Annotated in this window: 10 protein-coding genes; 6 read left to right on the top strand and 4 right to left on the bottom strand. The window is 71.3% G+C overall.

Features of this window, described 5'->3' with window-relative positions:
• Positions 1-8: 8 nt before the first annotated feature.
• Complete coding sequence (locus tag ABZ444_RS29080) at positions 9-1,175, bottom strand: PQQ-binding-like beta-propeller repeat protein (RefSeq protein WP_358003558.1); 1,167 nt, start codon at positions 1,173-1,175, stop codon at positions 9-11.
• Between the two features lie 245 nt (positions 1,176-1,420).
• Here ABZ444_RS29080 and ABZ444_RS29075 point away from each other — a divergent pair, with 245 nt between their 5' ends.
• The 4 genes from ABZ444_RS29075 (at position 1,421) to ABZ444_RS29060 (ending at position 8,509) form a co-directional block, all read left to right on the top strand.
• Complete coding sequence (locus ABZ444_RS29075; protein WP_358003386.1) at positions 1,421-2,242, top strand: MerR family transcriptional regulator; 822 nt, start codon at positions 1,421-1,423, stop codon at positions 2,240-2,242.
• A gap of 242 nt (positions 2,243-2,484) precedes the next feature.
• On the top strand, positions 2,485-3,945 hold the full coding sequence (locus ABZ444_RS29070; protein WP_358003383.1) for an endo-1,4-beta-xylanase: 1,461 nt from the start codon (positions 2,485-2,487) through the stop codon (positions 3,943-3,945).
• Between the two features lie 410 nt (positions 3,946-4,355).
• Positions 4,356-7,076: a beta-L-arabinofuranosidase domain-containing protein gene (locus ABZ444_RS29065; protein ID WP_358003380.1), complete on the top strand. Its 2,721-nt coding sequence runs from the start codon at positions 4,356-4,358 to the stop codon at positions 7,074-7,076.
• Complete coding sequence (locus ABZ444_RS29060; protein ID WP_358003377.1) at positions 7,073-8,509, top strand: non-reducing end alpha-L-arabinofuranosidase family hydrolase; 1,437 nt, start codon at positions 7,073-7,075, stop codon at positions 8,507-8,509. Before ABZ444_RS29065 ends, ABZ444_RS29060 begins: the two co-directional genes overlap by 4 nt.
• A 95-nt stretch (positions 8,510-8,604) precedes the next feature.
• On the opposite strand, the gene ABZ444_RS29055 is transcribed toward ABZ444_RS29060, so the two are convergent.
• Positions 8,605-9,132: a hypothetical protein gene (locus ABZ444_RS29055; RefSeq protein WP_358003374.1), complete on the bottom strand. Its 528-nt coding sequence runs from the start codon at positions 9,130-9,132 to the stop codon at positions 8,605-8,607.
• Between the two features lie 277 nt (positions 9,133-9,409).
• Here ABZ444_RS29055 and ABZ444_RS29050 point away from each other — a divergent pair, with 277 nt between their 5' ends.
• A complete protein-coding gene (locus tag ABZ444_RS29050) occupies positions 9,410-9,742 on the top strand; it encodes an STAS domain-containing protein (RefSeq protein WP_358003371.1) in 333 nt (110 codons plus the stop codon).
• A 59-nt stretch (positions 9,743-9,801) separates the two neighbouring features.
• Here the strand turns inward: ABZ444_RS29050 and ABZ444_RS29045 are convergent, their stop codons facing one another.
• Positions 9,802-10,350 carry a TetR/AcrR family transcriptional regulator gene (locus tag ABZ444_RS29045; RefSeq protein ID WP_358003368.1) on the bottom strand — a complete coding sequence of 183 codons (549 nt, stop codon included), beginning with the start codon at positions 10,348-10,350 and terminating at the stop codon, positions 9,802-9,804.
• Positions 10,351-10,430: 80 nt separating this feature from the next.
• On the opposite strand from ABZ444_RS29045, the gene ABZ444_RS29040 reads away from it, so the two are divergent.
• Positions 10,431-11,165 (top strand): SDR family oxidoreductase, encoded by a 735-nt coding sequence (locus ABZ444_RS29040; RefSeq protein WP_358003365.1) that lies wholly within the window; start codon positions 10,431-10,433, stop codon positions 11,163-11,165.
• Between the two features lie 164 nt (positions 11,166-11,329).
• Here ABZ444_RS29040 and ABZ444_RS29035 read toward each other — a convergent pair whose 3' ends face one another.
• Positions 11,330-11,986, bottom strand: a complete 657-nt coding sequence (locus tag ABZ444_RS29035) for a CBS domain-containing protein (protein ID WP_358003362.1) — start codon at positions 11,984-11,986, stop codon at positions 11,330-11,332.
• Between the last annotated feature and the right edge of the window lie 305 nt (positions 11,987-12,291).

The following is a 12,291-nucleotide window of genomic DNA, read 5'->3' as shown; positions in this document are numbered from 1 at the left end:
CCACCGAGTCAGCCGACCAGCACGTCGTCGCCGACGCCGACGCCGATCGTGGCCAGGCCGTCGCGCAGCCATCGCGGGGCGACGTCGTCCTCGAAGCGACGCCGGTCGACGACGCGGCCCGTGCGGGCGTCGAGCTTGACCAGCGTGGTCGCGTCCTGCGCGACGTAGGTGTGCACGCCGTCCGTCAGCACGGTGCCGTCGCGCGCCGTGTCCAGGTCGCGGCGCCAGGCGACCTCGCCGTCGGCGATCCGGTAGGCGGTCACCGCGGTCTTCGAGCGCACGGTCAGCAACTCGTCCGACACCCCCATCGCGCTCCCGTCCGGGTTGTCCCGCAGCCCCGCCGACGGGACGCGCCACAGCACCTTCCCGTCCCTGGCCCCGCGGACGACCAGGGCGCCGCCGCCGTCCACGGACGCCAGACGCTCGGCGCCGAGCGCACGCGCGTGCCACAACCTCCCGCCGTCGAACCCCCACAGCCGCCTGCCGTCCGCGGCGGCCAGCGCGACGTTCGACGCCGCGCCCGCGCAGTCCCGGAAGAGCAGGACGAGCTCGCCCTCGCCGCGGGCCCCGAGGCCGGAGTCCCCCGTGGGGCAGGCGGCGGACGATCCGGAGGGGAAGGACCAGCGGATCGTTCCCGTGCGTCCGTCCAGCACGTCGAGCCGGCCTTCGTGCAGGATCACCACGAGGGGCACGGAGCCGTCCCTGGCCACCGAGATCTCCCAGGCCGCCCCCCACTCCTCGTCGTAGGCCCGGTTGGCCTCGTGGTACGGCCCCTGCGGCAGGTCGGCCCGCCAGACGATGCGGCCGTCCGGCACGTCGAGGAGGCTGACCCGGCCGTCCCGCCGGACGGCCGCGATCCGGCGGTCGTCCACCCGTACGGGGCCCAGCGAGTCGTCGGCCCAGGCGTTCTCGTACCGCCAGACCGGGGATCCGTCCGTGATCCGCTCCGCTGCCAGCCCTTCGGCGCGCGGGCCCCACAGCGGGCGCACCGCCACGTCACCGTAGACGTCGGCGATGACGGGGACCCTGCCGACGACGTCGATCGCCGGCGTCCCCCACCCCGCCGGACGCCAGGGGTAGGAGGACTTCCCCGCCGACGTCATGGTCTCGCCCGGCAGGCCGACGAGACCGAGCAGCAGGACGCTGACGACGGCACACGACACGATGTGGATCATCCGCACAGTCCCAGCATGCCTGCCGAGCGCGACCAGTACGACAAAACCGAAAAATCACCCGGCCGACCGCTGGTTCAGGACGCCCGCCCCGGCAAAGGACTCGTCGGCCGTCCGGCCGTGGACGGCCTTGCCCGCCTACTGGGCGGGCGTGTCCGCGCAGACATGGCCGATCGCCGGACGGCCGCCGGGCACGAGACCCGCGCGGCGTTTGTCTCCGCCCCAGGGGCAGACCTCATACTCATGCGGTGTCCGATTTGATGACCACTGGACAGTTCGCCGCGCGGTCCAACCTGACGCTCAAGGCGCTGCGGCTCTACGACGCCAAAGGGCTGCTGCCGCCCGCCGAGGTCGACCCCCGCACCGGCTTCCGCCGTTACGGCCGGGCGCAGCTCGCCGCGGCCCGGCGCATCACGCTGCTGCGCGCCATCGACATGCCCCTCGCCGAGGTCGGCAGGGTGCTGCGGCTGGACGGGCCCGCGGCGGTCGAGGCCATCGCGCGGCACTGGAGTCACCGCGAGGAGCAGTGGCGGGCACGCCAGTCGCTGCTGGCCTACATCCGGCAGGTCTTCCTGGAGGACGCGACCCCCGCGTACGAGGTGCGCCTGCGGGACGTGCCCGAGCAGCGCGTGATGTTCATCCACGGCCATGCGCACGCGTCCGGCCTGGCGGACTTCATCACGAACGCCTCGGCCGCGCTCTTCGCCCACCTGGGGGCGGCCGGCGGCTGCCTGTCCGGGCCGCCGTTCGCCGTCTTCCACGGCACGGTGAGCGAGGACTCGAACGGCCCGGTGGAGGTGTGCCTGCCGACCGGCGGCCCGATCGAGCCCGCCGGCCGGATCGGCGTGCGGCTGGAGCCGTCCCACCGGGCCGCGTACGTCGAGGTCGGCAAGGAGCGGTGCCACTATCCGGCGATCCTGCCGGCGTACGACACGCTCAGAGCCTGGCTGGACGACCACGGCCTGGCCCCGGCGCTGTCCATGCGCGAGATCTACCACCCGAACTGGGAGACGGCGGGCCCGGCGGAGCACGTCGCCGACGTCGCGGCCCCGTTCGTGCCGGCACCGTGAAAGTTTCACGACCCCACCGGCCAAGCCGCACCGAAACATTTCAAGGTCATAGACCCAGGACGAACGTCTATGCCAGCCTCGACGACCCCGAAAGTTTTACCAGATTCTTGACAGCTTTCGGCGTGATCCACACACTGAGTGCCCGAGGCCGGCTCCCCTACCCGCTCCCGAGCGCCTTGGGCGCACCCCTCCGAAGTGCGTCCCCACGACCTTTCCCATGATTCGCGTACGGAGGCTCAAGCATGCGTGTCACCGCCATGTCCCCACCGCCCGCCGGACGGCCGCCCGGCGGGCGCCGCCGGGCCCTGATCACCGGCGCGCTCGGCGCACTCGGCCTGCTCACGGCACTGGCGACGGCGATTCCGGCCGATGCCGCGGCGAGCACGCTCGGCGCGGCAGCCGCGCAGAGCGGCCGCTACTTCGGCACCGCCATCGCCTCGGGCAAGCTCGGCGACTCCGCCTACACGACGATCGCCAACCGCGAGTTCACCATGGTGACGGCCGAGAACGAGATGAAGATCGACGCCACCGAACCCAACCGGGGGCAGTTCACCTTCACCAGCGGGGACCGGGTCTACAACTGGGCCGTGCAGAACGGCAAGCGGGTACGCGGGCACACCCTGGCCTGGCACTCCCAGCAGCCCGGCTGGATGCAGTCGTTGTCGGGCAGCTCGCTGCGCCAGGCGATGATCGACCACATCAACGGCGTCATGGCCCACTACAAGGGCAAGATCTACGCCTGGGACGTGGTCAACGAGGCCTACGCCGACAGCGGCGGCGGCCGGCGTGACTCCAACCTCCAGCGCACCGGCAACGACTGGATCGAGGTGGCCTTCCGCACCGCGCGCGCCGCGGACCCGGCCGCCAAGCTGTGCTACAACGACTACAACATCGACAACTGGACCTGGGCCAAGACGCAGGGCGTCTACAACATGGTCAAGGACTTCAGGGCCCGAGGCGTGCCGATCGACTGCGTCGGCCTGCAGTCGCACTTCAACGGCAACAGCCCGTACAACAGCAACTACCGCACGACCATCCAGAGCTTCGCCGCGCTGGGCGTGGACGTGCAGATCACCGAGCTGGACATCCAGGGCGGCTCGGCCACCACGTACGCCAACGTCGTCAACGACTGCCTGGCGGTGCCGCGTTGCACCGGCATCACCACCTGGGGCGTGCGCGACAGCGACTCCTGGCTCGGCTCCGGCGCCACCCCGCTGCTCTTCGACGGCAACGGCAACAAGAAGGCCGCCTACACGGCGGTGCTCAACGCGCTGAACGGCGGCGGCACGACACCACCGCCCGGCGGAGGCGACGCGGGGCAGATCAGGAGCACGGCCGCCGGCCGCTGCGTCGACGTGCCCGGCTCCAGCACCGCCGACGGCACCGCGGTGCAACTGTGGGACTGCAACGGTCAGAGCAACCAGCAGTGGACGCGGACCTCGGCGGGAGAGCTGAAGGTGTACGGCAACAAGTGCCTGGACGCCGGGGGCACGGGCAACGGCGCGAGGATCCAGATCTACTCCTGCTGGGGTGGCGACAACCAGAAGTGGCGCGTCAACTCCGACGGCACGATCGTCGGCGTGCAGTCCGGGCTGTGCCTGGACGCCGTGGGCGGCGGCACCGGCAACGGCACGGGGCTGCAGCTGTACAGCTGCTGGGGCGGCAGCAACCAGAAGTGGACCTACAACGCGGCCGCCGCGTGAGCTTCGGCGGCCCGTCGCTCCGGCCCGGCTTCGCCCGCTGACCGCACCCCTCCCCCGGCCCGGCGAGGCCGGGGGCGGGGTCGCCCCCCGCGTCCGTGCCCCCTCTCGACAGGTGACTCCCATGAAACTTTCATGGTGACGAGCCGTGCGACGCCGCCTCCGTGGAGGCAGAACTCCAGGCGGGAAGGCGTCGGCAGGACAGGGCCCAGCTCGGCGAGCGATCCCCTCATTGACGCCGGAACGAACCGTCGGATGTACTCCCTCACTACGGAGCAGTCCCATCGGCAGGACGATGTTAGCGCTAACAGAACGCGCCGAAAGACCAGGCAACGGCCTCTCCAAGGCCCTGACCTGCTGACCCCCGTGACCGGCCCCGCCCGTTCACCGCCCCCCATCCCGAGGAGCTCCGCATGTCCTTGAGCCGCCGTCAGCTCTTCCAGGCCACGGGCGCGACCGCCGCGCTCTCCGTCGTCGGTCAGATGGCCGGCGCGTCCCCCGCCCTGGCCGCAGTCCCCTGGAGCAGGCCCGACATAGGCGTCTCAGCCTACGAGTTCGACCTCGGCCAGGTCCGGCTGACCTCCGGCCGCCTGCTGGACAACCAGAACCGTGCCCTCGCCTACCTGCGCTTCGTCGACGTCGACCGGCTGCTGTACGTCTTCCGTGCCAACCACCGGCTGTCCACCGGCGGCGCCGCGTCCAACGGCGGCTGGGACGCGCCCGGCTTCCCGTTCCGGTCGCACGCGCAGGGCCATTTCCTGACGGCGTGGGCGCAGGCGTACGCCGTACTCGGTGACACCATCTGCCGCGACAAGGCGCGCTACATGGTGGCGGAACTGGCCAAGTGCCAGGCGAACAACCCGGCCGCCGGGTTCACCGGCGGTTATCTGTCCGGTTTCCCGGAGTCGGACTTCACGGCCCTGGAGAACCGCACCCTGACCAACGGCAACGTGCCCTACTACTGCATCCACAAGACCCTGGCCGGGCTGCTGGACGTCTGGCGGCTGATCGGCGACACCCAGGCCAGGACCGTGCTGCTCGCCCTGGCGGGCTGGGTGGACGCCCGGACGTCGAGACTGTCCGCCGGCCAGGCGCAGGCCATGCTCGGCACCGAGTTCGGCGGCATGAACGCCGTGCTGACGGACCTGTACCAGGCGACCGGCGACCCCCGCTGGCCGGCCGCGGCGCAGCGGTTCGACCACGCGGCCGTGTTCGACCCGCTGGCCGCCGGCCAGGACCGGCTCAACGGCCTGCACGCCAACACCCAGGTGCCCAAGTGGATCGGCGCGGCCCGCGAGTACAAGGCGACGGGCGCCACCCGCTACCGCGACATCGCCGTCAACGCCTGGGACATCACGGTCGGCGCGCACACGTACGTGAACGGCTCCAACAGCCAGGCCGAGCACTTCCGCGCTCCCGGCGCGATCGCCTCCTACCTGACCCGGGACACCGGCGAGGCGTGCAACACCTACAACATGCTCAAACTGACCCGGGAGCTGTGGCTGCTGTCCCCCGACCGGGCCGACTACTTCGACTACTACGAGAACGCCCTGCTCAACCACCTGCTCGGCCAGCAGAACCCGGCCGACGCGCATGGGCACGTCACCTACTTCACCCCGCTCAACCCCGGTGGACGGCGAGGCGTCGGACCGGCCTGGGGCGGCGGCACCTGGAGCACGGACTACGGCACGTTCTGGTGCTGCCAGGGCACCGGGATCGAGACCAACACCAAGCTGACGGACTCGATCTACTTCCACGACGACACCACCCTGTTCGTGAACCTGTTCGTGCCCTCCGTCCTCGACTGGAGCCGGCGCGGCATCACGGTCACCCAGACCACCTCCTATCCGGTCAGCGACACCACGTCGCTGCAGGTCACCGGAACCGTGAGCGGATCGTGGACGATGCGCGTCCGGATCCCGGCCTGGACGCAGGGCGCGACGATCAGCGTCAACGGGGTCCGGCAGGACATCGCGGCCGCGCCGGGCAGCTACGCCGGCCTCACCAGGTCGTGGTCGTCCGGCGACACCGTGACCGTGCGCCTGCCCATGCGGGTGGTCATGAAGGCCGCCGCGGACAACCCCGGCGTGCAGGCCGTGACCTACGGTCCGGTCGTGTTGTCGGGCGACTACGGCGACGCCGTCCTGTCGTCGGCCCCGGCCCTGAACCCCTCCTCGATCACCCGGACCGGCGGCTCCTCCCTGGCCTTCACGGCCACGGCCGACGGCGCGCCGGTGCGGCTGGGCCCCTTCCACGACGCCACCGGCCACAACTACGTCGTCTACTGGAACGTCCGGGGCGGGACCGGCGCGGCGAGCTTCCGGCTGGTCAACGCGGCCAGCGGGCTGGTCCTGGGCATCAGGGACATGTCCACCGCCGACGGCGGCCCGGCCCTGCAGTGGACCGACAGCGGCACCGCCGACCACGACTGGGTCCTGATCGTCGACGGCGGCGCCCTGCGGTTCCGCAACGCGCACAGCGGCAAGGTGCTCGGCGTCGAGAACATGTCGACCGCCGCGGGCGCCCGGGTGCTCCAGTGGGGCGACACCGGCACCGCCGACCACCGCTGGACGGTCACCGACGCCGGCGACGGCTCCGTCAAGATCCGCAACGTCCACAGCTCCAAGCTGCTCGGCATCCTGAACGGCTCGACCGCGAACGGCGCCCAGGTGATCCAGGACGCCGACGACGGCAGCCCGGACAACCAGTGGCGGTTCCTGCCGAACGGCGCGCGGCGCGTCCAGAACGTGGGCACCGGGATGGTGCTCGGGGTCACCGGCATGTCCACGGCCGACGGCGCGCTCGTCGTCCAGTGGGGCGACAACGGCACCGCCGACCACCTGTGGACCGCCATCACCGACACCGGCGGCCACCTGCGGCTGCGCAACTCCCACAGCCAGAAGGTGCTGGGCGTGGAGAACATGGGCACCGCCGCCGGGTCGCGGGTCGTGCAGTGGGCCGACAACGGCACCGCCGATCATCGCTGGCGGCTGTGTCACGGGGCGGGCGCCGCCTTCCGCGTCCAGTGCGCGGGCGGCGGCCGGGTCCTCGGCGTCGCCGGCTCGTCCCAGGGCGCGCAGGTGGTGCTCGCCGACGACAACGGCTCGGACGACAACCTCTGGAGGTTCCTGTGAGACGTGTCCTCGCGGCTGTCTCGGCCCTGCTTCTCGTGGGCGTGCTGCTCACCGCCCAGGAGGCGTCGGCCGCGACGGTCGACACCAATGCCTGGTACGTCCTGGTCAACCGCAACAGCGGCAAGGCCCTGGACGTCTACAACCTGTCCACCGCCGACGGCGGCCGCATCACCCAATGGACCAGGAACAACCAGAACCAGCAGCAATGGCGGTTCGTCGACTCCGGCGGCGGCTACTACCGCATCAAGTCCCGCCACTCCGGCAAAGTCCTGGACGTCCACAACTTCTCCACCGCCAACGGCGGCCCGATCGTGCAGTGGACCGACCTCAACGGCACCAACCAGCAATGGAGACTCGCCGACAGCCCCGACGGCCACGTCAGACTCATCTCCCGCCACAGCAACAAGGCCCTGGAGGTCCAAGGAGCCTCCACCGCCGACGGCGCCGCCATCGTCCAGTACGACGACTGGGGCGGCGCCAACCAGCAATGGCAACTTGTACGGACGGACGGCGGTAACCCCGGCATGTGTGACCTCCCCTCGACCTACCGCTGGACCTCGACCGGCCCGCTGGCGACCCCGAAGCCGGGCTGGGTCTCGCTCAAGGACTTCACCGTCGCCCCCTACGACGGGCGGCATCTGGTCTACGCCACGACCCACGACACGGGGACGAGGTGGGGGTCGATGAACTTCAGCCCGTTCACCAACTGGTCCGACCTGGCCTCGGCCGGTCAGAACACGATGTCCTTCGCCGCCGTCGCCCCCACGCTCTTCTTCTTCGCCCCCAAGAACATCTGGGTGCTCGCCTACCAGTGGGGCGGGCCCGCCTTCTCGTACCGGACCTCCAGCGACCCCGCCAACCCCAACGGCTGGTCAGCACCGCAGACGCTCTTCTCCGGAAGCATCTCAGGATCCGGGACGGGCCCCATCGACCAGACGGTCATCGGCGACGGCACTGACATGTACCTGTTCTTCGCCGGGGACAACGGCAAGATCTACCGGGCGAGCATGCCCATCGGGAACTTCCCCGGCAGTTTCGGCACGACCTCGACCGTGGTCATGAGCGACACGACGAACAACCTGTTCGAGGCCGTCCAGGTCTACAAGCTCCAGGGCCAGACCCGGTACCTCATGCTCGTCGAGGCGATCGGCGCACAGGGCCGCTACTTCCGCTCGTACACCGCCACCAGCCTGAACGGTTCCTGGACGCCCCAGGCCGCGACCGAGGGCAACCCGTTCGCCGGCAAGGCCAACAGCGGCGCCACCTGGACGAACGACATCAGCCACGGCGAGCTGGTCCGCGCCGGCGCGGACCAGACCATGACCGTCGACCCGTGCAACCTGCGACTCCTCTACCAGGGACGCAGCCCCAGCTCGGGCGGCGACTACGGCCTCCTGCCCTACCGGCCGGGACTGCTGACACTGCAGCGCTGATCGCGTGGGACAACCCCGGCTCGGGATGTCCCCGCCTTCCCGGAATGCCACGGGCCCACCCCTCCGCCGAGGGGTGGGCCCGTGACGGGTCCGATTCACCTGAGCCAGGCGTTGCGGCGGACGATCGGCAGGTTCCCCAGCCCGAGCGTGGCGCCCGCACCGGCCATGGCCAGGCCGATCAGCACGATCGCGTAGACGATGTGCTCGTCCAGGAACGGGTTGGTCGCCAGCGGCAGCTCGGCCGCCCACATCAGGGCCAGCATGAGCGTTCCGGCGACCGCCGCGATCCGGGTGCCGACACCCAGCACCAGCGCCAGGCCGATCCCCGCCAGACCGGCCATGAACAGCCAGTCCACCCACACCTGACCGGCCAGGTTCGAGAACAGCCCACCCAGCGCGTTCTCGCCGGTGCCCTTGAGGAACCCGGTGGTCGGGCTGCCGCCCGCGACCCACGCCTTGCCCGCCGGAGTAGCGAACCCCCACCCGAACGTCTTGTCCAGGAACGCCCACAGGAAGATCCAGCCGATGGCGATCCGGGCGACGGCCCAGACGTACTCGACCGGGGTACGCGCCGCCTTCGCAGGGGCGACGTCCATCACGGGCCGGTTGATGGTGGTGGCCATGGCGGGCCTCCCTTTCAGTGGGGGGTGTACGTCCTTGTTCACCCCTATTCCACTGCGCCCGCCCGCTCCCGGTCAGTTCGTACGCCCCCAGTGAGAAGGACCTTGGTCCTCAGGGCCGCGTCCCGGTTCCGCCCGTCCGCAGTCCTTCGGCTGCCGGAGGCGGGACTTTGGGCCCTGTCCCGGTGGCCGGCGTTCTCGTAGCTTCGCGTCGGGGGCATTGTGCTTCCGCTGACGAACGCCGGCCACCGGCCGCCCGCCCGAAGGTAAGGAGACGGACATGAGTTCTCAGGCGCGGCCGCGCACGGGCAGGCGGGCGGTGCTGAAGGTCTCCGGCGACCTGGACCTGGCCACGCAGGCGGGGTTCCGCGCCCGGATCGCCGCCGCCCTCGCCGGACAGGGCACGCGTCTCGTCCTCGACCTCAGCGGGGTGACCTTCATGGACGCCCGCGGGCTGGCCGCGCTGGTGGCCGCGCGCGACATGGCGACCGCCCGCCACGGCAGCCTCCGCCTGACGGGGGTGACGCTGGCCGTCCTGCGGTTGCTGGAGGTCACCCGGCTCGACCGGACGTTCTCACCGGTCTCCCTCGCGGACGTGCGCCCCGCCGCGTGAACGGCGGTCAGCGCCACTCCGCCACCGACATCCGATGCCCGCAGGGCAGGAAAGCGCCGTTATCGCAGGCCCGTGAGCAGCGCGTCGAGACCCGCCTTGACCGCGGAGGCCGTACGCCCCCGGTGGACGACCAGGTTGGCCGCGAGCGGCGCGAGCAGGGCATCGGCGAGGAACCCCGCGTCCGCCTCCGGCTCGATCTGCGCGATCAGCATGACCAGGTGCTGGTGGTACGCCTCATAGGCCCCGCCGAAACGGGTGAACTCCCCCGCTGTCTCGGCCATCAGCAGCAGGTCGAGCTGGGCGAAGGTGCGATCGGTCAGCGCGTGGAGGAAGGCGCGTAGCCGCTCGATCTCCGGCGCCCCGGGGCCCAGCGGCGGCGGGCCGGTCAGGAACGCCTGCTGGAACTCGCGCTCCTTCTCGTCGATCAGCGCATACGCCAGGCCCGACCTGTCGCCGAACCGCCGGTACAGCGTGCCGACGCCGACGCCCGAGGCGGCCGCGACGTCGGCCATCGCCAGCCCCTTCATTCCCGCGGTGGCGACGATCTCCGCGGCCGCCGCGAGGATCTTCGACCGGTTCCTGGCGGCATCGGCCCGTTCCTGTGCCACGGGTTCACCTTATCGGCCGGAAAAGCGGAACACGTTCCGTATATCCTCAACCGGAACTGGTTCCGCATAGTGGAGGACACATGCTCAACGGCAAGGCCGTACTCGTCACCGGTGGCAGCAGGGGCATCGGCGCGGCCATCGCCCGCCGCCTGGCCGCGGCGGGCGCCGATGTGGCGATCACCTACGCGACGGCGGCCAGCCGCGCGCAGACCGTGGTCGGGGAGATCGAGGCGCTCGGCCGCCGCAGCCTGGCCATGGCCGCCGAGGCGACCGACGCCGAGGCGCTCCAGGCAGCCGTCGCCCGTACCGTCTCCGCCTTCGGCCGCCTCGACATCCTGGTGAACAACGCCGGAGTCGCGCCCTTCGGCCCGCTGGAGGACGTCTCCCTGGACGAACTCGACCGCACCCTGGCCATCCACGCCAGAGCCGCCTTCATCACGTCACAGGCCGCCGCACGTCACATGCGGGCCGGCGGGCGGATCGTGAACATCGGCAGCAGCCTGGCCGAACGCGTCCCCTACCCCGGCTGGACCCTGTACTCGATGAGCAAGTCCGCACTGATCGGCCTCACCAAGGGCCTCGCCCGTGATCTCGGCCCCCGTGACATCACGGCCAACCTCGTCCACCCCGGCTCCACCGACACCGAGATGAATCCCGCCGACGGCCCCGACGCCGACGCCGAACGCTCCTACACCGCCCTCGGCCGCTACAGCACGCCGGACGACATCGCCGCCACCGTCCTCCATCTGGCGGGCCCGGCCGGCCGTACCATCACCGGCACGTCCATCACCGTCGACGCCGGAACGACGGCCTGACGTCCCGGCTCCGGCCGGGGGCGGTCAGCCGGCCGTCGGCGCCGACTCCCGGTCGCTCGCCGCGAAGCCGGCCCCACAGCAGGTACGCGAGTCGACATCTCGTCCCATCGCGTGGAGGGCTTCTCTCTCCGGTCCTGGGCACCAGGACCGCGCGCTCCCCCGCTCTACCGTGGCGGCGGAACGGCGACCAGGTCGTCGTGGTCGGCGATCACCTCGCCGGTGACGTCGACGACGCCCTCGACGGCGCGGACGGCCTCCACCGCCGCGATCGCCTGCGACCGGCGTTCCACGTGCCCGCTGAGCTTCACCACGCCCTGCTCGATCTCGGCGGAGATCGCCCCGGACGCCGGGAGCACGGCCCGGACATCGGCCTCCAGCTCCGCCCGTGGACGGGCGAAGACGCGCAGCACGTCGCGCTGGTGCAGGGTACCGACGATGCGCCCGCCGGCCGGGTCGATCACCGGGAGCTGCTTGATGCGCCGGTCGTGCATGAGCCTGGCCGCCTCGCGCACGGGCGTGCCCGGCGTGACGCTGATCGCCGGGGTGGACATGAGCTGGGCCGCCGTGACGGCCATCGCCCGGTGGTGCTCGTCCCGCCGGCGGTGGGGTTCGAACATCGACACGCTGTGCCGTACCGGATCGATCTCCTTGAGCAGCAGGTCGTCCTCGGAGACCACGCCCACCGGGCGCCGGTCGGCGTCTATCACGGTGACCGCGCCCACCGCGTACCGCTTCATCGCGTTGAGGACGTCGGCGAACGACGCGTCCGCCAGCACGGCGATGGCCACCCGGCCCATGACGTCCTTGACCTCGATCGACATGGTGTACCTCCTTGCCACTCTCTCCATCCTGCTCCTCCCGGGGCCGGTCCACGCAGGAGCGAACGTCCCCGGGCGGCGAGGCCGAAGGCACTCACGTGACGGGGCTTTCGGCCCTGGGCGTGACGGACGTGCCGGGCCTGCGGCAGGTCCCGGTCAGGGACGGCGGAACGCCCGCCCCGGGTGCGGGGCGGGCGTGCGCTTCCGGGCACTACCTGAGCCAGGCGTTGCGGCGGACGATCGGCAGGTTCCCCAGCCCGAGCGTGGCGCCCGCACCGGCCATGGCCAGGCCGATCTGCACGATCGCG

The sequence above is a fragment of the Nonomuraea sp. NPDC005730 genome, assembly GCF_040630865.1.
GTDB lineage: Bacteria > Actinomycetota > Actinomycetes > Streptosporangiales > Streptosporangiaceae > Nonomuraea.
The sequence above is the reverse complement of the archived record's forward strand: the minus strand, read 5'-3'. Positions and strand labels throughout refer to the sequence as shown.